Below are 24253 nucleotides of genomic sequence, written 5' to 3'. Positions count from 1 at the left end.
ATGCTGTAGGTTTGCGTAAAAAGGAAAACTGAATGTTCACGCTGAGCTGGCAACCGCCTTATGACTGGCCCTGGATGCTGGGGTTTCTTGCCGCCCGTGCGGTGGAAGGTGTCGAAACCGTAGGAAAGCTGGATTATGTCAGAAGCCTGTCCGTAGGGGGACATCGTGGTCTGGTGCGCGTTGTCCCGGATCTGCACGCCAACGTGCTACACGTGACATTGAGCACAGGGTTACAGCCGGTAGCTTCCGAGTGCCTGGCAAAAATAACGCGCTTGTTCGATCTTGGCTGTTGCCCGCAGCAAATTATCGCCGCGCTGGGTAGCCTCGGTGCGGCGCGTCCTGGACTGCGCCTACCGGGATGTGTCGATGCGTTTGAGCAAGGGGTGCGGGCGATTTTAGGGCAGTTAGTCAGCGTATTGATGGCCGCGAAACTGACGGCGAAAGTGGCGCATGCTTACGGGGAAGCGCTGGAGGATGCACCCGAGTATGTGTGTTTTCCTACGCCGGAAGCGCTTGCCAATGCCGATCCGCTGCACCTGAAAGCGTTAGGAATGCCGCTCAAACGCGCTGAAGCGTTGATTCATCTGGCTCGCGCAATGCTTGAGGGAGCGCTCGCGACAACAGCCCCTACCGATATCGAACAAGGCGTTAAGCAGCTACAAACGTTTCCCGGGATAGGACGCTGGACCGCCAACTACTTTGCACTGCGCGGCTGGCAGGCGATGGACGTTTTTCTGCCGGATGATTATCTGATTAAGCAGCGTTTTCCCGGCATGACACCGGCCCAGATCCGACGGTATGCAGAGCGCTGGAAACCCTGGCGCTCCTATGCGCTGTTGCATATCTGGTATACGGATGGCTGGCAGCCGTCAGTTGATGGCGAAATTACTGGTATTCAGTAGCAGATCCAGCGGTTGGGCATCGGCAATAATATCGCCATAAATCATATCAATACCGATGCCAGAAAGCGTATCCATGATGAGTGGCAACTGCACCGGGCCGGCGATAGTTTTTATGTCCAGGCGCTGGGCATGACCCTGGATAATGGACACCCACATTTCGTCGATCAGGTTGCCGGGAGCGCTGGCACTTAGCTCGCTGTCGAGCAACAGGTAATCGACAATGTGATATTTCAGGTTGTCAAAAAGCTCTAAATCGCGACCAACCTGACTTAACACAATTCGACAACCGTACTGACGCAGTCGATGCAGGGCGGATATCGCCTGCGTTGGGTTGGTTTTGATGACGCTTGCCGGAACGGTCAGATGCAGCAATCGCGGCGGTAGTGGACTGTGTTGCAAGTGCTCCAGCAGCTCATCGATAAGTTCTGTGTTGAGCAGGCCGGCGGCGGAAAGGGGCAGGGCAATACTGAGGCCCTTACTGGCTACTGCTTGGGCAGCATTCTGGAAGAACTCGCTAAATACCCGACGGTCAAGCGCCTTGCTTAACGCGGGATCGACCAGCCCGGCGCGGAAGGCTTGCTCCTCAATGGCTTCACCTTCAGCGGTGCCTAAGCGAAGCGAGAGAAGCCAGAAGCTAAACGTCTCCGGTATACGCGGGGAAGCCACACCTCTGGCGATCATCAGCATTGGGTTGTGCATAATGGTGTGTCTTTGCTCATCCAATGTCAGTTGACTACGCGCGGCATGACCCTGGCTTTGCTGCGGTTCATAAACGCAGACGCGTCCACGCCCACTGTTTTTCGCCGCATAACAGGCAATATCGGCCTGAGACATCACATCGGTCGCGACATGGTTTTTCTCATCAATGAGCGTAATCCCTGCGCTGGCGCCAATACGGTGTAAGCGGCCTTCCCACATGAAGTGGTAATCATTAATGGCGCTGATGACGCGACCTGAAATAAAGCGGGCGCTTTCGATATTACAATCCGGTAGCAACAGACCAAACTCGTCGCCGCCCAGGCGCGCCAGCATATCGCTGGATCGCAACATGCTGAGCATAAGCGCTGAGAGTTCACGCAGCAGGGCATCGCCAGCGGCATGACCCGCGCTATCGTTCACCGCTTTAAAACGATCCAAATCGATAAAAACCAGCACATGACGCTGGTGCGTATCGTGTACCGAATGCAGCAATTGTTTTAGATGGTTTTCGAAACTGACCCGGTTTGCCAACTGCGTCAGGTCATCATGCGAGGCGCTGTAGCTAAGCTGGCGGAGCATCTTCCGTGACTCTGTGACGTCCTGAATAACCAACACTGAGCCAATGCTGCCGCCGTCGAGGGTGCTGAGAGACGTGATGCTGTACTGAATGTCATAACTGTTGCCGTTACGGCAATGCAGGACCACTTCCTGTTCGATTGCCGTACGCGACATGTCAGCACTGTAGATATTTTCCATCAGCGGACCGTTCTCGCCAAAAGTAATATGTAGTACCGTCAATAGCGGAATGCCGATGGCACTGTCCTGCTGCCAGCCGCTCATTTTCTCAGCGACCGGATTCATAAAGGTCACGTTCATATCGACATCAATACAAATCACCGCTTCGCCGATTGAATCCAGCGTAATGTGCAGGCGTTCTTTTTCCTGATACAGCGCTTCGTTAAGCTGCTTGACTTCGGTCATATCCATATTGATACCAAGTAAGCGTTCAACTTCGCCGTCTTTATTCAGTACCCGGTTGGCCAACGAACGGATATGGCGTATGCCATCTTTTACCGCGATACGAAACTCAAGCTTAAACGGAGCCCGTGCGGCCAGTGAATCACGAATCACATTTTCGGCGTACTCACGATCTTCGGGTACCAAGCACTCATACCAGACTTGCCAACTGGGCTTGATATGCGCAGGAACTTCGTAGAGATCGAACATCCGTTTATCCCAGCTGATCACGTCAGGCTGGAGTTCCCATTCCCAAATCCCAATCCCCCCGGCTTCATTGGCGAGGGTGATGCGCTCCATCAACCGTTTGTTGATCCATTCGGTATGCTTCAGGTCGTTAATGTCCTCAACCTGCGCAATAAAGTAGAGTGGGGTATTGTCGCTATGACGCACTAACGAAACCGCCAGCAACGCCCAGACGACGTCGCCTGCGCGGGTGTAATAGCGTTTTTCCATGGAATAGCTATTAATCTCTCCGCGTGCCAGCATGTTCAGCTGTTCAATGTCGTTGTTCAAATCTTCCGGCCAGGTCAATTGCTGGAAGGTCAGTGAACGTAACTCCTCCTGGCTATAGCCCAGAAACTGGCACAAGGCTTTATTGGCCTGTAACCATTGTCCCTCGGTACCGACTAAAGCCATGCCAATCGCGGAATATTCCATGGCGTTACGAAAGCGTGACTCGCTTTCTGAAATGTGCTTGCGTTCGGCTCGAAACGCGTACATCACCATGGTCATCATATTAGCGGGCAACAGGATCATCAAAAACGGCAACCAGGGGATGTCCGTCATCATGTTCGGTTTCGGGGTGTAAAGCAGCGAAGGGTCGGCAGCCAGCATCAGCGAAACCATCATCACGGTGCTGAGGAATATTAAAAACGCCTCCATACGCGGCAGACGGACAGCGCTCCACATCAGCAGGACAATAACGCAGGTAAATGGCCATGGAATGTACATCATGGACAGCCAACTGAGCGTTAAGGTCACCAGCAGGGTGATCAGGGTCTCAAGCAATAATCGCGGGTCGCGATGGCGCAACAGGTAATGTGGTTTAAACAGTAAACCTAACGGCACCAACGCCAGTGCGCCAATGGATTCTGACAGTACCCAAATGAGAAAGGTATTTAATGATGTGTCCTTCGGCAGCAACAACCACATCAATATGCCGCCCAACAGTGGCGGAACAACCGCGCTACCAAATGCCAGGCGCGCCCAGTCATTCAAATTTTGTAAGGGATTGTACCAGGGCAGCAGTTTACGCAATAACATTGCGCCAACAACAGCCTCAATAATGTTAATGACCGTATAGGAGAAATTAAGCGACTGTCCGGGGAAAAAAAGTAAAGAGGCGCCGATGCTACCGAATGAGCAAGCCAGCGCGATCCCTGGCCACATCTTTCCCGCGTGACGGTAAAAAGCCACCATCATGATAGAGGTTGGAAACCACAGCGGTGCAAGCTGTGCGCCGTAACGTGACAGTTCCAGCGAAAACAACGTAAAGATGAAAGCCACCAGACCTAAACTGGCCAGGCGCAGTAGAGGATGGGGTAAGGTAACTAAAACATGTTGGGATTGTTTACTCATTACCACTCTACCCAAATAGCCGTTGTCGCCCAGCAGAGATGCCGAACGCATCACATTTAATCTGGGATTATGCTAGTACAAACAATTTACAATTTATACGCCAGCTGCTCATAAATTAACACTCCCAAGCTATTAATTCCTAAGGCAGGTGAATAAATATAGCGGCTGTTCTAAATCTGACCATTTTAATTTGCGACAGGGACAGCATTGGTGCAGCCTGGGGTGGCATCGCGCCGCTGAAATCCCTATAATTGCCGCGTTTGGCGTTTCGGCGCCGCCCTTCCTTACATCCAGGTTAATCAGGTCGCTAAATTTATGACTGATCAGTCCCATCAGTGCGTCATTATCGGCATTGCCGGCGCATCGGCTTCCGGCAAGAGCCTTATTGCCAGTACTCTTTATCGCGAATTGCGTGAACAAGTCGGTGACGAACATATTGGCGTTATTCCCGAAGACAGCTATTACAAAGATCAAAGCCATCTGTCGATGGAAGAACGCGTAAAAACCAACTACGACCATCCGAACGCGATGGACCACAGCCTGCTGTTTCAACATCTGCAAACGCTGAAACGCGGCTCTGCCATTGAGCTGCCGGTTTATAGCTATGTTGAGCACACGCGTACGCAAGACACTATTCATATCGAACCGAAGAAAGTCATCATCCTGGAAGGCATTTTGCTGCTGACGGATGCGCGTTTGCGCGATGAGATGAACTTTTCTATTTTTGTTGATACGCCGCTGGATATTTGTCTGATGCGCCGTATCAAGCGCGATGTGAATGAACGTGGTCGTTCAATGGATTCGGTGATGGCGCAATACCAGAAAACCGTCCGCCCAATGTTCCTGCAATTTATTGAGCCTTCAAAACAATACGCCGACATCATTGTGCCGCGCGGGGGTAAAAACCGCATCGCCATCGATATTCTGAAGGCTAAAATCAGTCAGTTCTTTGAATAAGTTCAGCGAATTGTGTACCGTTCAGTGATAACCTGGTTCACCCTTAACGCACCTGGCATTAAGGGTTTGAAGCACGAAAGGAGAAAGTGCCATGCGTTTATGTGACCGAGATATTGAAACCTGGTTGGATGAAGGTCGCCTGTCGATCACTCCACGCCCTCCTGTCGAGCGAATCAATGGCGCCACGGTAGATGTGCGTCTTGGCAACAAATTCCGTACGTTCCGCGGTCATACAGCGGCGTATATCGATTTGAGCGGACCGAAAGATGAAGTCAGCGCCGCGCTGGATCGCGTGATGAGTGATGAAATCGTCCTCAAGGACGGCGAGGCATTCTTCTTGCATCCGGGTGAGCTTGCGCTGGCAGTAACATTTGAATCTGTGACGCTGCCTTCCGATCTCGTCGGTTGGTTAGATGGCCGTTCTTCGCTGGCTCGTCTGGGACTGATGGTACACGTCACCGCACACCGTATCGATCCGGGCTGGTCTGGCTGTATCGTACTGGAGTTTTACAACTCCGGAAAATTACCCCTGGCTCTGCGTCCGGGCATGCCGATTGGCGCGTTAAGTTTCGAACCGCTTTCCGGTCCGGCAGCGCGGCCATACAACCGTCGTCAGGATGCGAAGTATCGCGACCAGCAGGGCGCCGTTGCCAGCCGGATCGATAAAGACTGAGTGTTTTTCAGTCCATTGGGGATAGCATGAGACGATTTCTGACGACGCTGATGATTCTTCTGGTCGTGCTGGTGGCCGGCTTTTCTGCGTTAGTACTGTTGGTTAATCCGAATGATTTCCGCGCGTATATGGTCAAGCAAGTTTCCGCACGTAGCGGATATCAGCTGCAGTTGGATGGCCCCCTGCGTTGGCACGTATGGCCGCAACTGAGTATCCTCTCAGGGCGAGTGGTGTTAACGGCTGAAGGTGCCAGCGAACCTCTGGTTCGTGCCGACAATATGCGTCTTGACGTTGCGTTATGGCCGCTGTTGAGCCACCAGCTCAGCGTGAAGCAGGTGATGCTCAAAGGCGCAGTGATTCAACTGACCCCGCAAACTGAGGCGGTGCGCGGTAAAGATGCGCCCGTTGCCCCAAAAGACAATATGTTGCCCGATCTGGCGGAAGACAAAGGGTGGTCGTTTGATATCGCCCGTTTGCGGGTTGCCGACAGTGTTCTGGTATTCCAGCATGAAGACGACGAACAAGTTACCGTTCGTGATATTCGTCTGGAGATGGAACAAGATAGCCAGCACCGCGGCACGTTTGATTTTTCCGGGCGTGTGAACCGCGATCAGCGCGATCTCGCGTTATCCTTTAACGGCACGGTCGATGCCTCCGATTATCCGCACAACTTATCTGCGAATATTGCGCAGTTAAGCTGGCAACTGCAGGGGGCCGATCTGCCGCCGCAGGGAATCAACGGTCAGGGACATCTTCAGGCGCAATGGCTGGAAGAGAAAAAACAGCTTTCGTTTAGCCAGATAAATTTGACCGCTAATGACTCTTCTTTCTCTGGGCAAGCGCATGTGGCCTTGTTGGAAAAACCGGAATGGGCCGTCGACCTAAAATTTGGCCAGCTCAATCTGGATAATCTGCTCGTACAACATGACGCAGCGGCGACAGCAAACGGTGACGTTCAGCAAGGTCAGAGTCAGCCAACGCTGGTGCGCCCCGTCATTGCTTCCCAGGTTGATGCCGTTTCGTATCAAGGACTCAAAGGTTTTTCGGCAGACATCGCTTTGCAGGCTGACAAAGTGCTGTGGCGGAAAATGGCGTTTGAGAATGTCTCGGCAAAAATAGACAACCGGTTCGGCTTACTGAACATTGCGCAGTTGCAGGGAAAAAGTGATGGCGGGCTGATCTCACTGCCCGGCACACTGGATGCCAGAAAGGGAGAACCGCGAGCGGTCTTTCATCCGCGCCTGGAAGGTGTGGAAATTGGCTCTATTTTGAAGGCCTTTGATTACCCCATCGCACTCACCGGCAAGCTGTCGCTGGCAGGGGATTTTTCCGGCTCAGATATTGATGCCCGGGCGTTTCGCCATAGCTGGCAAGGGCAGGCTCATGTCGAAATGAACGATACGCGAATGGAAGGGATGAACTTCCAGCAGATGATTCAACAGGCTGTAGAACGCAGCGGTGGGGATGTTAAATCTCAGCAAAACCTCGATAACGTGACCCGGTTGGATCATTTTGTAACCGATATGACGCTGGATAACGGAGAGGTGACGCTGGATAACATGGCAGGGGAGTCCGCGATGTTGGCGCTAACCGGCAAAGGAACGTTAGATCTGGTGAAGCAGAATTGCGACACGCTGTTTAACATTCGCGTGCTGGGCGGTTGGGATGGCGAAAGTAAGTTGATTAGTTTCCTGAAGGCCACCCCAGTTCCTCTCAGGGTCTATGGCCAGTGGCAATCACTGAACTACAGTCTGCAAGTTGATCAGCTTTTGCGTAAGCATCTGCAGGATGAAGCAAAACGTCGTCTGAATGACTGGGCAGATCGCAATAAAGATTCCCGCAACGGCAAAGATGTTAAAAAGTTGCTGGATAAGCTCTGATTCATATTGCCGGATGGTGGCTAATGCCCCATCCGGCTCGTGACTTACACCTCGTAATCCATCTCTTCTTCACCTTGTAGCGGTATCAGCTGGACCTTTTGCACGCGATGATTTTCCACCTGCAGGGTTTTTAGCCGATAGTCACCAACCTGGACTTCCTCCCCGGTTTTTGGAATGCGTTGCAAATACTCCATTAACAGCCCGGCAATAGTGTGATACTCACGTTTTTCATCTAATGGGATGGGCACGTACTGCACCAGGTCTTCCAGCGGCATATGTCCGTTAGCGGTCCACGAACCATCGGCGTTTTTCTGAATATCATGGCGGGCGTCGATTTCCTCTACCTCGTTTGGCAGATTGCCGGCGATGGTTTCCATCACATCACTCAGCGTCACAATCCCTTCGACGGAACCAAATTCATCGGCTACAAACGCGAAATGCGTGCGGGCATTACGGAACTGCTCAAGCGCAGGAAGCAGCGGCAGAGTTTCTGGGAACACCAGCGGCTGGCGAATCAATACGCGCAGGTCGAGCGGCTCGCCGCGCAGAGACTGTTGCAGCAAATCGATGACATGCACCACGCCCAGCAGTTCCTCCTGCTCGTCTTCGCCGGTGACCACCAGACGCGTATGCTGGTTTTTTTCCAGTAAGGCGCGGATTTCTGCTTCTGGCGCATTGAGGTCGATATGTTCAATATCGTGGCGCGAGGTCATGATACTGCTGACGGTACGCTGATTGAAGTTCAGCACACGTTCAATCATCCGCCGCTCCTGAGGCGCAAAAATCTGACCTTCATGATGATCCGCCAGCATCGCCGCGGTTTCGGCATCCAGTTCAGCATCTTCTTTTTGCCCGCTCAGCAGTCGCATTACCGCCTCGGCGGTGCGCTGGCGCAGAGTATGGTTGGCTGAGAGGAAGCGACGACGGTTAAAGATAGCCAACTGGTTCAATGCTTCGATCATGACCGAGAAGCCGATGGCCGCGTACAGGTAACCTTTCGGGATATGGAAACCAAACCCTTCGGCCACCAGACTGAAACCAATCATCAGCAGGAAGCTCAGACACAGAATAACAATAGTTGGATGGCTGTTAACAAAGCGCGTCAGCGACTTGCTGGCCAGCAACATCAGGCTGATGGCAATAATGACTGCCGCCATCATCACCGCCAGGTGATCGACCATGCCAACAGCGGTAATGACGGAATCCAGAGAGAAGATGGCGTCCAGCACCACGATCTGCGCGACCACCCCCCAGAACTTAGCGCCTTTACGCTGGGTGGGGTTATCGCTGTCTTTCCCTTCCAGCCGTTCGTTGAGCTCCATAGTGGCTTTAAACAGCAGGAAGAAACCACCGAACAGCATGATCAGATCGCGGGCGCTGAAGCTGAGATCGCGAATACTGAACAGCGGCGTGGTCAGCGTTACCAGCCAGGATATTGATGCCAGCAGCAGCAGGCGCATAACCATCGCCAGCAGTAGCCCGGTAATACGCGCCTTATCCCGCTGGGCAGGAGGCAATTTCTCCGCGAGGATGGCAATAAAAACAAGATTATCAATGCCAAGAACAAGTTCGATCACGATTAACGTGACCAGTCCGGCCCAGATTGACGGATCGGCAATCCATTCCATAGTAAATGCTATACCCATAGTTGTATGACAATTGTCACAATTCGATCATGGGTAAAACTGGCGAAAAATGCAATGGCGAGAAGGGATTTCTCTGTCGGTTATATCAGAACAGACGCAGGATAATAGCCTTAATGTAACTACAGGAAATGATTTTATTAATCTAAACATATTTAGGAAATATCGCAGGTGGAATATTTTTATATCAATATTGTCAATATCAATAAAATCCTAAAAATATATAAATCCGACGCTTAATATTAATCTTAAAAGCCAGCTATCGGCGGTTTGTTATCTTGCCTGATATTCGCATAGCTGCAACAATTCTTGCGGTAATAATCAAAAGATAAATATTTCCTCATCAATCAGTGGCGCCATTCCCGATGCGTTAACGCTGTAAATGTGATGAAAATAAAGGAGAAGATAAAAATTTAAATTAATCAGTGCATTGGTAGCTAGTGAAGCCAGGGGCGGTAGCGTGTCTGGTCGCCTGAAACAAGCCTAAATTATTCTGTCAAGAGACCGCAGATGAATTCATTTTTTTTAGGACTGATGCCAGTTAAATTCCATTTCAATTAACGGCAAGGTAAATACGTACAGGCGAAGTCGCTATTTAGATTGCATGTGATAAATACTCTGCCAAAGTGATAAATAATCAATGATGAAATCCAAACTTAAATTGATGCCAGTATTGGTATCGGTGATCTTGATAAACGGTTGTACCGTGCTTCCGGGCAGCAATATGTCTACGATGGGCAAAGATGTGATTAAACAGCAGGACGCTGATTTTGATATCGATCGCATGGTGAATGTTTATCCACTCACGCCACGGCTGGTCGAACAATTACGTCCTCGACCAAATGTTGCACAGCCTAATATGTCGCTGGACCAGGAGATTTCCGGATATCAGTACCGGGTCGGCCCGGGGGATGTCCTGAATGTGACCGTCTGGGACCATCCTGAACTCACCACGCCAGCCGGGCAGTACCGTAGCTCAAGCGATACCGGCAACTGGGTGCAGCCTGATGGCACCATGTTTTACCCCTACATCGGCAAAGTCAGCGTGGTAGGGAAAACGTTGGCAGAGATTCGTAGTGATATTACCGGGCGCTTAGCGAAGTACATTGCTGACCCGCAGGTGGACGTTAATATCGCCGCTTTCCGCTCGCAGAAGGCCTATGTCTCCGGGCAGGTGAACAAATCCGGCCAGCAGGCCATCACCAACGTGCCGCTTACCGTTCTCGATGCCATTAACGCCGCTGGCGGTCTCACCGAGGCAGCAGACTGGCGCAACGTTGTGCTGACTCATAAAGGGCAGGAGCAACGTATTTCACTGCAAGCGCTGATGCAAAATGGCGACCTGAGCCAGAACCGGCTGCTCTATCCTGGCGACATTCTGTTTGTTCCGCGTAATGACGATCTGAAAGTCTTCGTAATGGGGGAAGTAAAAAAACAGAGCACCCTCAAAATGGACTTCAGCGGCATGACGCTTACCGAAGCGCTGGGCAATGCCGAAGGTATCGACCTGACCACCTCCAATGCCAGCGGCATTTTCGTTATTCGACCATTGAAAGGCGAGGGCGGGAACAACGGCAAGATCGCCAATATCTATCAGCTTGATATGTCCGATGCGACGTCGCTGGTGATGGCAACATCATTCCGACTCCAGCCATACGATGTGGTGTATGTCACTACCGCGCCGGTTGCTCGCTGGAACCGTTTGATCAATCAGTTGCTGCCGACTATTAGCGGTGTTCGCTATATGACGGACACGGCCAGCGACCTTCACAACTGGTAATCATCATGTTTAACAAAATCTTAGTTGTCTGTGTGGGGAACATTTGTCGTTCCCCGACGGCAGAGCGTTTATTAAGGCAATTTCATCCGGCGTTAACGGTCTCTTCAGCCGGTCTTGGGGCGCTGGTCGGAAAAGGCGCGGATCCGTGTGCTATTAGCGTGGCGCAGGCGCACAACCTGTCACTGGATAATCATTGTGCCAGGCAGATCTCGGGACGAATGTGCCGGGAGTATGACCTGATCCTGACCATGGAGAAGCGCCATATCTCTGCCCTGTGTGAAATGGTGCCGGAGATGCGCGGCAAAGTGATGCTTTTTGGTCACTGGGATAGCGAGCGCGAAATTCCCGATCCGTATCGTAAAAGCCGTGATGCGTTTGACGCGGTGTACGCATTACTTGAACGGTCTGCCCGCCAATGGGCTCAGGCACTGAACGCAGAGCAGGGAAAACAATGACAGAAAAAGTTAAACAGTCTGCTGCGCCGGTAACGGGCAATGATGAAATCGATATTGGTCGTCTGGTTGCAACGGTGGTGGAAGCCCGCTGGTGGGTACTTGGCATTACCGCGGCTTTTGCATTGTGCGCCGCGGTCTACACGCTGTTCGCCACACCCATCTACAGTGCGGACGCGCTGGTGCAAATTGAGCAAAATACCGGAAATTCACTGGTGCAGGATATTGGCTCGGCGTTGTCGAACAAACCGCCGGCCTCGGAAGCGGAAATTCAGCTCATCCAGTCGCGTCTGGTATTAGGGAAAACGGTAGACGATCTTAACCTCGATATCGCCGTTACCAAAGATACATTCCCTATTTTTGGCGCGGGCTGGGACCGGCTGATGGGCCGCCAGAACGAAACGGTTAATGTGACCACCTTCACGCTGCCAAAGGCAATGAATGAACAGACCTTCACGCTCAATGTGCTGAATGACAAAAGCTATCAACTGGTGAGTGACGGGGGTTTTAGCGCCCGGGGCCAAGTCGGCAAAGTGTTGGAACACGATGGCGTGACGATGTTGGTTGAGGCGATTCATGCCAGCCCGGAGAGCCAATTTACCGTCAGCAAATTCTCCACGCTGGGCATGATAAACACCCTGCAAAATAATCTGATGGTGACGGAAACGGGCAAAGACACCGGCGTATTGAGCCTGACCTTTACCGGTGAAGACCGCGAGCAAATCCGCCAGATTCTCGACAGTATTACCCGCAACTATCTGCAACAAAACGTGGAACGTAAATCCGAAGAGGCTGCCAAAAGTCTGGCGTTTCTGGCAAAGCAACTGCCTGAGGTGCGTAATCGGCTGGACGTTGCTGAAAACAAGCTGAACGCCTTTCGTCAGGATAAAGACTCCGTGGATTTGCCGCTGGAAGCCAAAGCGGTGCTGGATTCGATGGTGAATATCGATGCGCAGCTGAATGAACTGACCTTCAAAGAAGCGGAGATTTCCAAGCTGTTCACCAAAGCGCATCCGGCGTACCGCACGCTGCTGGAAAAACGCCAGGCGCTGGAAGATGAGAAAAGTAAGCTGAACGGGCGCGTAACGGCGATGCCGAAAACGCAGCAGGAAATTGTTCGTCTGACGCGTGATGTGGAGTCCGGTCAGCAGGTCTATATGCAGTTGCTGAACAAGCAACAGGAACTGAAGATTACCGAGGCCAGTACGGTCGGTGATGTGCGCATTGTCGATCCCGCGATTGCCCAACCTGGCGTGCTGAAGCCGAAAACGGCGCTGATTATTCTCGGCAGTATCATTCTCGGTTTAATGCTTTCGGTGGTGGGCGTACTGCTGCGTTCTCTGTTTAATCGCGGTATTGAAAGCCCGCAGGCGCTGGAAGAGCATGGTATCAGCGTGTATGCCAGTATTCCGCTATCTGAATGGCAAAAAGCGCGTGATAACGTTCAGACCATTAAAGGTGTGAAACGCTACAAGCAAAGCCAGCTGTTGGCCGTGGGGAATCCAACGGATCTCGCGATAGAAGCGGTCCGTAGCCTGCGTACCAGCCTGCACTTTGCCATGATGCAGGCGCGTAACAACGTGTTGATGCTGACCGGCGTCAGCCCGTCGATTGGTAAAACGTTTGTCTGCGCCAACCTGGCGGCAGTCATCAGCCAGACCAACAAACGCGTGCTGTTGATCGACTGCGATATGCGCAAAGGCTATACCCACGAACTACTGGGGACCAATAACGTCAACGGCCTGTCTGAGATCCTGATTGGCAAGGGGGATATCTCATCCAGCGCCAAACCGACATCGATTCCGCATTTTGATCTGATCCCTCGCGGTCAAGTCCCTCCCAATCCTTCCGAGCTGTTGATGAGCGAGCGTTTCGGCGAACTGATTGCCTGGGCCAGCTCGCACTATGACCTGGTGCTGATTGACACTCCACCAATTCTGGCGGTGACCGATGCGGCGATTGTTGGCCGTCATGTCGGCACCACGCTGATGGTGGCGCGTTATGCGGTCAACACGCTGAAAGAGGTGGAAACCAGCCTGAGTCGCTTCGAGCAAAATGGCATTCAGGTTAAAGGGGTGATCCTCAACTCGATCTTCCGTCGTGCCAGCGGGTATCAGGATTACGGCTACTACGAATACGAATACACGTCGGATGCGAAATAAATCACCAACCCTGCCGGATGCGGCAAAAACGCCTTATCCGGCCTACAAAAGCGTATCTATCCGGAAACGAAAATGACGACAGAAAACCCGCTAATTTCAATTTATATGCCAACCTGGAACCGCCAGCAGCTGGCCATTCGGGCGATTAAATCGGTGTTGCGCCAGGACTACCCTCACTGGGAGATGATCATTGTGGATGATTGCTCTTCCTCATATGAGCAGTTGCAGCAGTTTGTTGAGGAACTCAACGATCCGCGCGTGTCGTATACACATAATTCCACCAACTCCGGGGCCTGTGCGGTGCGTAATCAGGCCATTATGCAGGCCAACGGGCAATACATTACGGGGATTGATGATGATGATGAATGGACGCCGAACCGCCTGAGCGTGTTCCTGCAGTATCGGCATCAACTGGTCACACGGGCGTTTCTGTATGCCAATGACTATGTCTGTGAGGGCGAAGTGTATTCGCAGCCGACCAGTCTGCCGCTCTATCCGAAGTCCGTTTATTCACGCCGCAGGTTTTATAAGCGCAACATCATTGGTAATCAGGTATTTACCTGGGCATGGCGGTTTAAAGCATGCCTGTTCGATACCACGCTGAAAGCGGCGCAGGATTACGACATCTTCCTGCGCATGGTGGTGGCGTATGGCAAACCGTGGAAGGTCAAAGAGGCGACGCAGATCCTGCATGTGAATCACGGCGAGATGCGTATTACCTCATCGCCGAATAAATTCTCCGGCTACTTTCAGTTTTACCGCAAGCACAAAGGCAAATTTGACCGGGCCAGCAAGAAATATCAGTTGTTTACCCTCTATCAGATCCGCAACAAACGGATGAACTGGCGCACGCTGCTGACGCTGCTTTCTGTTCGCAACAGTAAGCGTCTGGCCGACGGACTGCGAGGACGCTAATTATGCTGGAAGATTTACGCGCGAACGGCTGGAGTCTGCGCCCCTGCTGCATGGTGGCGGCCTATCGGATTGCCCATTTTTGCTCCGTCTGGCGTAAAAAAAATATCATAAACAACCTGTGGGCCGCCCCGGTGCTGGTGATGTACCGTCTTATCACCGAATGCCTGTTTGGCTATGAAATTCAGGCTGCTGCATCAATTGGTCGTCGTTTCACCATCCATCATGGCTATGGGGTGGTTATCAATAAACACGTGGTGGCGGGGGATGATTTTACCCTACGCCACGGCGTCACTATCGGCAATCTTGGTGCCAACGATCCATCCTGTCCGGTCATCGGTAACGGCGTTGAGTTGGGGGCCAATGTCACCCTGCTCGGCGACGTTGCTATTGGCGATAACGTGACGATTGGCGCCGGGAGCGTTGTGGTGGATAGCGTCCCGGACAATACGCTGGTCGTGGGCGAGAAGGCACGGGTGAAGGTAATAAAATGAAGATATTACAGTTTAATGTCCGACTCGCAGAAGGTGGGGCGGCAGGCGTGGCGTTAGATTTGCATCTGAGGTCGCTGGAAAAAGGGCTGTCGTCGCGGTTTGTCTATGGCTATGGCAAAGGCGGTAAAAAAAGCGCCAGTCATGCGAATTTCCCGCAGGTTATCAAATATACGCCGCGCCTGACGTCGGCGGCGAACATTGCGCTGTTTCGTTTCGCGAACCGCGACATGTTTGGCAATCTCAACAAGTTATATCGTGAAGTTACCCGCACCTCCGGCCCGCTGGTACTGCATTTTCACGTGTTGCACAGCTACTGGTTGAACCTGGAAGAGGTGGTGACCTTTTGCCAAAAAGTGAAGGCGCATAAACCGGATATCACTTTCGTCTGGACGCTGCACGATCACTGGAGCGTGACCGGGCGCTGTGCCTTTACCGATGGCTGCGAAGGCTGGAAAACGGGCTGTCAGAAATGCCCAACGCTCAGCAACTATCCGCCGGTAAAAGTCGATAAAGCCCATCAGCAGTTGCCCGGTAAGCGGCAGATGTTTCGCGCCATGCTGGCGCTGGGTTGCCAGTTTATCTCGCCCAGTCAACATGTGGCCGACGCATTCAACAGCCTGTATGGCGTGGGACGCTGCCGTATTATCAATAATGGCATTGATGTGGCAACTGAAGCCATTCTTGGCGAACTGCCCGCGATGCCTGCGGAGAGCGGTCGGCCGAAAATTGCCGTGGTGGCTCATGACCTGCGCTATGACGGCAAAACCAGTCAACAACTGGTGCGAGCGATTGCCGCGCTTGGGGACAAAATTGAGCTGCATACCTTCGGCAAATTTTCGCCATTTGCGGGAGATAACGTCATCAACCACGGTTTTGAGAGCGATAAGCGCACGTTGATGAGTGCGCTTAACCAGATGGATGGACTGGTGTTCAGCTCCCGTGTCGATAACTACCCGCTGATTCTGTGCGAAGCACTTTCCATCGGCGTACCGGTAATTGCCACACACAGCGATGCCGCGCAGGAAGTGCTGACTAAATCAGGCGGCAAAACGTTCAGCGAAGCGGACGTATTGCAGCTGGTGCAGCTGAAAAAATCAGACATTGCGCAGGCGGTATTTGACACGTCCCTTACCGCGTTCAGCCAGCGCAGTCGGGTGGCATACAGTGGGCAACAGATGCTGGAGGAATATGTCTCGTTCTATCAGAATCTGTAGCTATCTGGTGCTACCACTGCTTTATCTGCTGGTTAACGTCAAACTTGCCCAGCTTGGCGAGAGCTTCCCGATAACCATCGTCACGTTCTTGCCCGTTCTGCTGTTGCTGTTTGTCGAGCGCATCAATATCAAAAAATTAATGATCGCACTGGGTGTGGGGGGCGGGCTGACGGCGTTTAACTACCTGTTCGGTCAATCACTGGATGCCAGCAAGTACGTAACGTCAGCGATGCTGTTTGTTTATACCGTGGTGATTATTGGCATGGTGTGGAGTATTCGCTTCAAAACCATTTCACCGCATAACTACATTAAGATTTTGCGTTTTTTCTGGCTGGTGGTGGGGCTGGTGGTGGGGTTAGCTGCGGTTGAAATGGCACAAATAATTCTCAGCGGCGGCAGCAGTTTAATGGAAGTTATTTCGAAATATCTTATTTACAGTAACAGCTATGTTCTGAATTTTATTAAGTTTGGTGGGAAACGTACCACCGCACTCTATTTCGAACCGGCATTCTTCGCTCTGGCGTTAATCTCAATTTGGCTCAGTATCAAACAGTTTGGTATCAAAACACCTAAGTCCGATGCTATGATTCTGGCAGGGGTAATATTATCAGGATCTTTTTCAGGGGTAATGACGTTTATTTTGTTTTATCTCCTGGAGTGGGCATTCCAGTACCTGAATAAGGATGCGATAAAAAAGAAGCTACCGCTGGCGATAATCTCATTAAGCGTGTTTTTAGTTGGGGTGATATTTGCTTTTCCGTACATCGCAACGCGGCTTGGTGATTTAGGAACTGAAGGTTCGTCATCGTATTATCGTATCGTAGGACCATTGGTGATGGTCGGTTATTCATTACTGAATGTTGATGGCGTAGTGAGATTTGGCTCACTTTATGAATACGTTGCGTCATTCGGAATTTTTAACGGTGCAGATGTCGGTAAAACAATAGACAATGGTTTGTATCTGCTGATTATTTATTTTTCATGGTTCGCGGTGATATTAGCCCTGTGGTACATGGGGAAGGTCATGAAAATGATGATCAATGCGTTTGGCGATAATCAGAATTATCGGGTGCAGCTTTATCTTTTTACACCGTTGTCACTGTTTTTTACAGGTTCAGTATTTAGTCCGGAATACGCATTTTTAATTGTGTGTCCGTTTATATTGCGCAAGGCGCTGAATATCGCGAGGTAACTCACATGCTGCTCAGTATCATTACCGTCGCCTTTCGCAATCTGGAAGGGATCGTCAAAACTCACGCATCGCTGGCACATCTGGCGCAAGCGGGTGATATCAGTTTTGAGTGGATTGTTGTTGATGGCGGCTCCTCGGATGGTACATCGGCGTTTCTTGAAGGACTCAGTGGGGAACACCGGTTACGGTTTGTCAGCGAGCCGGATAACGGCATCTATGATGCGATGAACAAAGGCATCGCGATGGCGCGCGGGCGGTTCGCGCTGTTCCTCAACTCCGGGGATATTCTGCATGCGGATGCGGCACATTTTATCCGCCAGTTAAAAACGCAGAGCGACCAAACCATGGTCATTGGCGATGCGTTGCTGGATTTCGGCAATGGCAACAAAATTAAGCGCCGGGCAAAACCAGGTTGGTATATTTATCACAGCCTGCCCGCCAGCCACCAGGCGATATTCTTTCCGCTCTCAGGACTGAATGTCTGGCATTATGATTTGCAATATAAAATATCGTCTGATTACGCGTTGGCAGCACAATTATACAAGTCCGGTTACGCTTTTAAAAAGCTGAGCGGGTTGGTATCGGAGTTTTCCATGGGCGGAGTGTCAACGACGAATAATCTGGAATTGTGTCGGGATGCCAAAAAAGTACAGCGCCAGATATTACACATGCCAGGTTTTTGGACCGGATTGTCAGAATATTTACGTCTGCGCACAACTGGTAAAACTAAAACCTTATATGGGAAAACGTAAGGGCATAGTATGCAAGATTTAAGCGGATTTGAAGTGCCTGGAGGTTTTCGCGGCGGTGGTGCTATTAAAGTGCAATTATGGTGGGCAGTGCAAGCAACATTATTTCGCTGGTCTCCACAGGTCATGTATCGCTGGCGTGCATTTTTATTACGAATGTTTGGCGCAAAAATAGGAAAAAACGTAGTCATTCGGCCTTCAGTAAGAATTACTTATCCGTGGAAATTAACCCTGGGAGATTATGCCTGGGTGGGTGACGACGCGGTTTTATATACGTTAGGTGATATTACGATTGGCGCCCACGCGGTTATTTCACAAAAAAGTTATTTATGCACCGGGAGTCATGATTATGCCAGTCAACATTTTGATATTAACGCCACGCCGATTGTGGTTGGCGCTAAATGCTGGTTGGCGACAGATGTCTTTGTCGCGCCTGGCGTGACGATTGGCGATGGCACCGTCGTTGGAGCACGAAGCAGCGTATTTAAATCGCTGCCAGCAAATGTCATTTGTCGGGGAAATCCCGCAGTAGTCACGCGCGAACGCGTCGAGAAAGTTACTCCCTGAGGGGATCACTGAAGAGGTTATAACATGTCAAAAGTCGCTCTCATTACTGGCGTAACCGGGCAGGATGGTTCTTACCTGGCAGAGCTTCTGCTGGAAAAAGGGTATGAAGTACACGGTATTAAGCGTCGCGCTTCATCATTCAACACCGAACGTGTGGACCACATCTACCAGGATCCGCATTCAGGCAATCCCAAATTTCATCTGCACTATGGCGATTTGACCGACTCCTCCAACCTGACCCGTATTTTACAGGAAGTCCAACCGGATGAAGTCTATAACCTGGGCGCCATGAGCCATGTCGCGGTGTCGTTTGATTCACCGGAATACACCGCAGACGTTGATGCGATCGGCACCTTGCGTTTGCTGGAGGCGATCCGCTTCCTTGGTCTGGAGAAAAAGACCCGTTTTTATCAGGCGTCCACCTCTGAGCTGTACGGTCTGGTACAGGAAATCCCGCAGAAAGAGAGCACGCCGTTCTATCCGCGCTCGCCGTATGCCGTTGCCAAGCTGTACGCCTACTGGATAACCGTCAACTACCGCGAGTCTTACGGGATGTATGCCTGTAACGGCATTTTGTTCAACCACGAGTCTCCGCGCCGCGGCGAAACCTTTGTTACTCGCAAAATTACCCGGGCGATCGCCAACATCGCTCAGGGGCTGGAGTCTTGCTTGTACCTGGGCAACATGGATTCACTGCGCGACTGGGGGCATGCCAAAGATTACGTCAGGATGCAGTGGATGATGCTGCAGCAGGATAAGCCGGAAGATTTCGTGATTGCCACCGGCGTGCAGTATTCCGTGCGCCAGTTTGTAGAAATGGCGGCCGCTCAGCTGGGGATTAAATTGCGCTTTGAAGGTGAGGGCGTGAATGAGAAAGGCATCGTGGTTTCTGTGACCGGACACGATGCGCCGGGGGTGAAACCCGGGGATGTCATGATTGCCGTTGATCCGCGCTACTTCCGTCCGGCTGAGGTGGAAACGCTGCTGGGCGATCCGGCCAAAGCCCATGAAAAACTGGGCTGGAAACCGGAAATCACACTGCGCCAGATGATCTCGGAAATGGTTGCCAACGATCTTGATGCGGCGAAGAAACATTCCCTGCTCAAGTCGCACGGTTACGAGGTCGCTATCGCGCTGGAGTACTAAGGATGAAGACACAACGTATTTTTGTGGCGGGCCATCGCGGGATGGTGGGGGCCGCCATCGTCAGACAATTGTCGCAGCGAAATAACGTAGAGCTGGTGCTGCGTACCCGCGACCAGCTTAATCTGCTGGACGCCGGTGCGGTGCAGGCGTTCTTCGCCACTGAACACATTGATCAGGTTTATCTGGCGGCGGCAAAAGTAGGGGGGATTGTGGCAAATAATACTTATCCTGCTGATTTTATTTATGAAAACATGATGATTGAGAGCAACATTATTCATGCAGCGCATCTGCATAACGTGAATAAACTGTTGTTTCTCGGGTCATCCTGTATTTATCCCAAGCAAGCCACCCAGCCAATCGCTGAAAGTGAACTGTTGCAGGGGACTCTTGAACCGACCAATGAACCGTATGCGATTGCCAAAATTGCCGGTATCAAGCTGTGCGAATCGTATAACCGGCAGTATGGCCGTGATTATCGCTCGGTGATGCCGACCAATCTGTACGGACCGCATGACAACTTTCATCCGAGTAATTCGCATGTGATCCCGGCTCTGCTGCGCCGCTTTCATGAGGCTCGCGAGCAAAATACGCCGGATGTGGTGGTGTGGGGAAGCGGGACGCCAATGCGTGAATTTCTGCATGTCGACGATATGGCGGCGGCCAGTATCCACGTGATGGAGCTGGCTCAGGAAGTGTTGCAGGAATATACCCAACCAATGCTGTCGCATATCAACGTGGGCACTGGCGTGGACTGCACCATCCGTGAACTGGCCCAGACCATCGCGCAGGTTGTGGGTTACAAGGGGCGCGTGGTGTTTGACGCCAGCAAACCGGACGGCACGCCGCGCAAATTGCTCGACGTTACGCGTCTGCATCAGTTGGGCTGGTATCACGAGATATCTCTGGAAGCGGGGCTTGCCAGTACATATCAGTGGTTCCTTGAAAACCAGCAGCGTTACCGGGGGTAAGCATGTTTTTACGTCATGAGGATTTTGCCACCGTTGTACGTTCAACTCCGCTGATTTCCATCGATTTGATCGTGGAAAACGCCCACGGCGAATTTCTGCTTGGCAAGCGCCTCAATCGTCCGGCGCAGGGGTACTGGTTCGTGCCCGGCGGTCGGGTGCAAAAAGATGAACCGCTGCGCGCGGCCTTTGAGCGGCTGACTGGCGCTGAGCTGGGGTTACGTTTACCGCTGTCCGCTGCAGAGTTTTACGGGGTCTGGCAGCACTTCTATGACGACAACTTTTCCGGGGAAGATTTCTCAACGCATTACATCGTGCTGGGATTTCGTCTGCGGGTGTCGGAAAACGACCTGCAGCTGCCTGACGTTCAACATGACGCGTACCGCTGGCTGGCAATTGAAGAGATTCTGACCAGTGACCACGTGCACGACAACAGCCGGGCTTACTTCTGTGAGAAGAGTCAGGCCGGAGTACCCGGGCTATGAAGATCCTTGTGTATGGCATCAACTATTCGCCGGAGTTGACCGGTATCGGTAAATACACCGGTGAAATGGTGGAGTGGATGGCGCAACAGGGGCATGACGTACGGGTGATCACTGCGCCGCCTTATTATCCGCAGTGGAAGGTCAACGGTCGCTATTCATCCTGGCGCTATCGTCGTGAAGAGGGCGATGCCATCGTCTGGCGTTGTCCGCTGTATGTGCCTGAGCAGCCTTCTACGCTCAAGCGTGTGCTGCATCTAGGCAGTTTCGCTCTGAGTAGTTTCTTTCCGCTGCTGGCGCAGCGTCGCTGGAAGCCGGATCGCATCATTGGGGTAGTACCGACGCTGTTTTGTACGCCGGGCATGCGTCTGCTGGCGAAGCTGTCCGGGGCGCGCACGCTGCTGCATATTCAGGATTACGAAGTCGATGCCATGCTGGGGCTTGGCATGGCGGGCAAAGGCAAGCGTGGCGCGGTGGCAAAACTGGCCAGCGCCTTTGAGCGCAGTGGGCTGTTGAATATGGATCATATTTCGACCATTTCTCGCTCAATGATGAATAAAGCGCAGGAGAAGGGCGTTGATGCACAGAAGGTCATTTTCTTTCCGAACTGGTCAGAAGTAGCGCGTTTTCGTGACGTGAACGATGCCGATGCTCTGGCGTTGCGCCAGCAACTGGGCTTGCCTGATGATAAAAAAATCATTCTCTATTCAGGCAATATCGGTGAAAAGCAAGGGCTGGAGAGTGTGATCGACGCAGCGGCCCTGTTGAGCGAACAGCCCTGGCTGTTTGTGATTGTCGGGCAGGGCGGGGGGAAAGCGCGGCTGGAGAGTATGTCTAGTGAACGCGGCCTGAACAATGTGATGTTCTTTCCGCTGCAATCTTATGACGCGCTGCCTGCGCTGCTCAAGATGGCGGACTGCCATCTGGTGGTACAAAAGCGCGGTGCGGCGGATGCCGTATTGCCCTCCAAACTGACCAATATCCTCGCCGTTGGCGGTAACGCGGTGATTACCGCCGAACCGGAGACCGAGTTGGGTCAGCTGTGTGACGCTCACCCAGGCATCGCGGTGTGTGTCGAGCCTGAATCAGTGAATGCGCTGGTTGGCGGGATTCAACAGACGCTAACCATACCAAAAGTTAATACGGTGGCACGTGAGTATGCCGAACGCACGTTGGATAAAGAAAACGTGCTGAGCCAATTTATTGCAGATATTCGGGGGACATGATGAGTCAAAGCAAACTCTTTCCGGTGGTGATGGCCGGTGGCTCGGGTAGCCGTTTATGGCCTCTGTCCCGCGTGTTGTATCCAAAGCAGTTCCTGTGCCTGAAAGGCGACCTCACCATGCTGCAGACAACGATTTGTCGTCTGAACGGCGTGGAGTGCGAAAGCCCGGTGGTTATCTGTAATGAACAACACCGTTTCATTGTGGCGGAACAGCTACGACAACTGCACAAGCTGACTGAGAATATTATTCTCGAACCCGCCGGGCGCAATACGGCACCGGCGATAGCACTGGCCGCGCTGGCGGCAAAACGTCAAAGTCCGGGGGAAGATCCGCTGCTGTTGGTATTGGCGGCCGATCACATGATTGCCGACGAGGAGGCATTTCGCGAGGCGGTTCGCAATGCAATACCCTACGCCAGCGCGGGTAAGCTGGTGACGTTTGGCATCGTGCCGGACCAGCCGGAGACCGGCTATGGTTATATACGTCGCGGCGAGGTTTCGCCATCCAATACTGACGCCGTGGCTTTTCAGGTGGCGCAGTTTGTTGAAAAGCCCAATCTGGAAACCGCGCAGGCTTACGTGGCGAGCGGCGACTACTACTGGAACAGCGGCATGTTTCTGTTCCGGGCCGGGCGCTATCTGGAAGAACTGAAAAAATATCGCCCCGACATTCTTGAGGCCTGCGAAAACGCCATGAGTACGGTTGACCCCGATCTTGATTTTATCCGCGTTGATGAACAGGCGTTTCTCGCCTGCCCGGAAGAGTCTGTGGACTATGCGGTAATGGAACGTACGGCCGATGCGGTGGTGATGCCCATGAACGCAGGCTGGAGCGATGTTGGCTCCTGGTCATCATTGTGGGAAATCAGCGCCCATACCGCTGAAGGCAATGTGCATCATGGTGACGTCATTAGCCATAAAACGGAAAACAGCTACGTGTATGCCGAGTCTGGCCTGGTGACGACCGTCGGGGTGAAGGATCTGGTGGTGGTGCAGACCAAAGATGCGGTGCTGATAGCCGATCGCAACGCGGTGCAGGACGTCAAAAAAGTGGTGGAGCAAATTAAAGCTGACGGACGCCATGAACACCATATTCACCGTGAAGTTTACCGTCCATGGGGCAAGTACGACTCTATTGATGCCGGAGACCGTTACCAGGTGAAGCGAATTACCGTTAAACCCGGTGAGGGATTGTCCGTGCAGATGCATCATCACCGGGCTGAACACTGGGTTGTGGTGGCTGGTACCGCGAAGGTGACAATCAATAACGACATTAAACTGCTCGCTGAAAACGAGTCTGTCTATATTCCGCTGGGGGCGACCCATTGTCTGGAGAACCCGGGGAAAATCCCGCTCGATCTGATTGAAGTGCGCTCCGGATCTTACCTCGATGAGGATGATGTGGTGCGGTTTGCGGACAGATACGGGCGCGCTTAACACAACATCATCGTTGCCGGATGGCGGCGTGTACGCCTTATCCGGCCTACAAACGAACGGTTAGTCATTTTTTGAAAAATATCTCCATTCAGGAGAGGGCTAACTGTTGCCTGAAGAAGGGTAA

20 protein-coding genes are annotated in these 24253 nt (G+C 52.2%); 18 read left to right on the top strand and 2 right to left on the bottom strand.

Annotated features, from left to right (window positions below):
* Positions 1-32: 32 nt before the first annotated feature.
* A complete protein-coding gene (gene alkA, locus OGY06_RS14580) occupies positions 33-902 on the top strand; it encodes a DNA-3-methyladenine glycosylase 2 (RefSeq protein WP_286605580.1) in 870 nt (289 codons plus the stop codon).
* Here the strand turns inward: alkA and OGY06_RS14575 are convergent.
* A complete protein-coding gene (locus tag OGY06_RS14575; RefSeq protein ID WP_286605579.1) occupies positions 870-4199 on the bottom strand; it encodes a diguanylate cyclase in 3330 nt (1109 codons plus the stop codon). The genes alkA and OGY06_RS14575 overlap by 33 nt on opposite strands.
* Positions 4200-4514: 315 nt before the next feature.
* Here OGY06_RS14575 and udk point away from each other — a divergent pair, with 315 nt between their 5' ends.
* The 3 genes from udk (at position 4515) to asmA (ending at position 7709) form a co-directional block, all read left to right on the top strand.
* A complete protein-coding gene (gene udk / locus OGY06_RS14570) occupies positions 4515-5156 on the top strand; it encodes a uridine kinase (RefSeq protein ID WP_003036776.1) in 642 nt (213 codons plus the stop codon).
* A 91-nt stretch (positions 5157-5247) separates the two neighbouring features.
* Positions 5248-5829, top strand: a complete 582-nt coding sequence (gene dcd / locus OGY06_RS14565) for a dCTP deaminase (RefSeq protein WP_164562609.1) — start codon at positions 5248-5250, stop codon at positions 5827-5829.
* Positions 5830-5855: 26 nt separating this feature from the next.
* Positions 5856-7709 carry an outer membrane assembly protein AsmA gene (gene asmA / locus OGY06_RS14560; RefSeq protein WP_286605577.1) on the top strand — a complete coding sequence of 618 codons (1854 nt, stop codon included), beginning with the start codon at positions 5856-5858 and terminating at the stop codon, positions 7707-7709.
* Positions 7710-7753: 44 nt separating this feature from the next.
* Here asmA and OGY06_RS14555 read toward each other — a convergent pair whose 3' ends face one another.
* Entirely contained in the window at positions 7754-9337 is a 1584-nt protein-coding gene (locus OGY06_RS14555) for a TerC family protein (RefSeq protein ID WP_286605575.1), read from the bottom strand.
* Positions 9338-9992: 655 nt separating this feature from the next.
* Here OGY06_RS14555 and OGY06_RS14550 point away from each other — a divergent pair.
* The 14 genes from OGY06_RS14550 (at position 9993) to cpsB (ending at position 24129) form a co-directional block, all read left to right on the top strand.
* Positions 9993-11132 carry a polysaccharide export protein gene (locus OGY06_RS14550; protein ID WP_003834266.1) on the top strand — a complete coding sequence of 380 codons (1140 nt, stop codon included), beginning with the start codon at positions 9993-9995 and terminating at the stop codon, positions 11130-11132.
* A gap of 5 nt (positions 11133-11137) precedes the next feature.
* Positions 11138-11587, top strand: coding sequence for a low molecular weight protein-tyrosine-phosphatase Wzb (wzb, locus tag OGY06_RS14545; RefSeq protein WP_032949610.1), 450 nt, complete (start codon positions 11138-11140; stop codon positions 11585-11587).
* Complete coding sequence (wzc, locus tag OGY06_RS14540) at positions 11584-13746, top strand: tyrosine-protein kinase Wzc (protein WP_181641061.1); 2163 nt, start codon at positions 11584-11586, stop codon at positions 13744-13746. The genes wzb and wzc overlap by 4 nt, the downstream gene beginning before the upstream one ends.
* Positions 13747-13818: 72 nt before the next feature.
* Positions 13819-14661, top strand: coding sequence for a colanic acid biosynthesis glycosyltransferase WcaA (gene wcaA / locus OGY06_RS14535; RefSeq protein WP_000206145.1), 843 nt, complete (start codon positions 13819-13821; stop codon positions 14659-14661).
* 2 nt (positions 14662-14663) lie between these two features.
* Positions 14664-15152, top strand: coding sequence for a colanic acid biosynthesis acetyltransferase WcaB (gene wcaB, locus OGY06_RS14530; RefSeq protein ID WP_032943932.1), 489 nt, complete (start codon positions 14664-14666; stop codon positions 15150-15152).
* On the top strand, positions 15149-16366 hold the full coding sequence (gene wcaC / locus OGY06_RS14525) for a colanic acid biosynthesis glycosyltransferase WcaC (RefSeq protein ID WP_286605571.1): 1218 nt from the start codon (positions 15149-15151) through the stop codon (positions 16364-16366). The genes wcaB and wcaC overlap by 4 nt, the downstream gene beginning before the upstream one ends.
* The gene (gene wcaD, locus OGY06_RS14520; RefSeq protein ID WP_125112559.1) at positions 16341-17558 is read left to right on the top strand and encodes a colanic acid polymerase WcaD; all 1218 of its coding nucleotides are present in this window, start codon (positions 16341-16343) and stop codon (positions 17556-17558) included. Before wcaC ends, wcaD begins: the two co-directional genes overlap by 26 nt.
* A 5-nt stretch (positions 17559-17563) precedes the next feature.
* Entirely contained in the window at positions 17564-18310 is a 747-nt protein-coding gene (gene wcaE / locus OGY06_RS14515; protein WP_069219547.1) for a colanic acid biosynthesis glycosyltransferase WcaE, read from the top strand.
* A gap of 9 nt (positions 18311-18319) precedes the next feature.
* Positions 18320-18874, top strand: coding sequence for a colanic acid biosynthesis acetyltransferase WcaF (gene wcaF / locus OGY06_RS14510; protein WP_003834258.1), 555 nt, complete (start codon positions 18320-18322; stop codon positions 18872-18874).
* Between the two features lie 24 nt (positions 18875-18898).
* Positions 18899-20020, top strand: a complete 1122-nt coding sequence (gene gmd, locus OGY06_RS14505) for a GDP-mannose 4,6-dehydratase (protein WP_003036748.1) — start codon at positions 18899-18901, stop codon at positions 20018-20020.
* 2 nt (positions 20021-20022) lie between these two features.
* The gene (fcl, locus tag OGY06_RS14500) at positions 20023-20988 is read left to right on the top strand and encodes a GDP-L-fucose synthase (RefSeq protein WP_069219548.1); all 966 of its coding nucleotides are present in this window, start codon (positions 20023-20025) and stop codon (positions 20986-20988) included.
* A gap of 2 nt (positions 20989-20990) precedes the next feature.
* Positions 20991-21470, top strand: coding sequence for a GDP-mannose mannosyl hydrolase (locus tag OGY06_RS14495; protein WP_003834256.1), 480 nt, complete (start codon positions 20991-20993; stop codon positions 21468-21470).
* Positions 21467-22693, top strand: coding sequence for a colanic acid biosynthesis fucosyltransferase WcaI (gene wcaI, locus OGY06_RS14490; RefSeq protein WP_164562616.1), 1227 nt, complete (start codon positions 21467-21469; stop codon positions 22691-22693). The genes OGY06_RS14495 and wcaI overlap by 4 nt, the downstream gene beginning before the upstream one ends.
* Complete coding sequence (gene cpsB / locus OGY06_RS14485) at positions 22693-24129, top strand: mannose-1-phosphate guanyltransferase (RefSeq protein ID WP_164563302.1); 1437 nt, start codon at positions 22693-22695, stop codon at positions 24127-24129. Before wcaI ends, cpsB begins: the two co-directional genes overlap by 1 nt.
* Positions 24130-24253 lie beyond the last annotated feature (124 nt).

The organism is Citrobacter sp. Cpo147 (assembly GCF_030332405.1).
Taxonomy (GTDB): domain Bacteria; phylum Pseudomonadota; class Gammaproteobacteria; order Enterobacterales; family Enterobacteriaceae; genus Citrobacter; species Citrobacter portucalensis.
This window is presented reverse-complemented; position numbering and strand designations above follow the sequence as displayed.

Excerpts from the sequence above, each read along its gene's own strand:
- wcaD (WP_125112559.1), top strand. The coding sequence starts at position 16,341 with ATGTCTCGTTCTATCAGAATCTGTAGCTATCTGGTGCTACCACTGCTT.
- wcaB (WP_032943932.1), top strand. The coding sequence starts at position 14,664 with ATGCTGGAAGATTTACGCGCGAACGGCTGGAGTCTGCGCCCCTGCTGC.
- alkA (WP_286605580.1), top strand. The coding sequence starts at position 33 with ATGTTCACGCTGAGCTGGCAACCGCCTTATGACTGGCCCTGGATGCTG.
- wcaC (WP_286605571.1), top strand. The coding sequence starts at position 15,149 with ATGAAGATATTACAGTTTAATGTCCGACTCGCAGAAGGTGGGGCGGCA.
- udk (WP_003036776.1), top strand. The coding sequence starts at position 4,515 with ATGACTGATCAGTCCCATCAGTGCGTCATTATCGGCATTGCCGGCGCA.
- wcaF (WP_003834258.1), top strand. The coding sequence starts at position 18,320 with ATGCAAGATTTAAGCGGATTTGAAGTGCCTGGAGGTTTTCGCGGCGGT.
- wcaE (WP_069219547.1), top strand. The coding sequence starts at position 17,564 with ATGCTGCTCAGTATCATTACCGTCGCCTTTCGCAATCTGGAAGGGATC.
- wzc (WP_181641061.1), top strand. The coding sequence starts at position 11,584 with ATGACAGAAAAAGTTAAACAGTCTGCTGCGCCGGTAACGGGCAATGAT.
- asmA (WP_286605577.1), top strand. The coding sequence starts at position 5,856 with ATGAGACGATTTCTGACGACGCTGATGATTCTTCTGGTCGTGCTGGTG.
- OGY06_RS14495 (WP_003834256.1), top strand. The coding sequence starts at position 20,991 with ATGTTTTTACGTCATGAGGATTTTGCCACCGTTGTACGTTCAACTCCG.
- OGY06_RS14575 (WP_286605579.1), bottom strand. The coding sequence starts at position 4,199 with ATGAGTAAACAATCCCAACATGTTTTAGTTACCTTACCCCATCCTCTA.
- wzb (WP_032949610.1), top strand. The coding sequence starts at position 11,138 with ATGTTTAACAAAATCTTAGTTGTCTGTGTGGGGAACATTTGTCGTTCC.
- dcd (WP_164562609.1), top strand. The coding sequence starts at position 5,248 with ATGCGTTTATGTGACCGAGATATTGAAACCTGGTTGGATGAAGGTCGC.
- cpsB (WP_164563302.1), top strand. The coding sequence starts at position 22,693 with ATGAGTCAAAGCAAACTCTTTCCGGTGGTGATGGCCGGTGGCTCGGGT.
- fcl (WP_069219548.1), top strand. The coding sequence starts at position 20,023 with ATGAAGACACAACGTATTTTTGTGGCGGGCCATCGCGGGATGGTGGGG.
- OGY06_RS14550 (WP_003834266.1), top strand. The coding sequence starts at position 9,993 with ATGATGAAATCCAAACTTAAATTGATGCCAGTATTGGTATCGGTGATC.
- OGY06_RS14555 (WP_286605575.1), bottom strand. The coding sequence starts at position 9,337 with ATGGAATGGATTGCCGATCCGTCAATCTGGGCCGGACTGGTCACGTTA.
- wcaA (WP_000206145.1), top strand. The coding sequence starts at position 13,819 with ATGACGACAGAAAACCCGCTAATTTCAATTTATATGCCAACCTGGAAC.
- wcaI (WP_164562616.1), top strand. The coding sequence starts at position 21,467 with ATGAAGATCCTTGTGTATGGCATCAACTATTCGCCGGAGTTGACCGGT.
- gmd (WP_003036748.1), top strand. The coding sequence starts at position 18,899 with ATGTCAAAAGTCGCTCTCATTACTGGCGTAACCGGGCAGGATGGTTCT.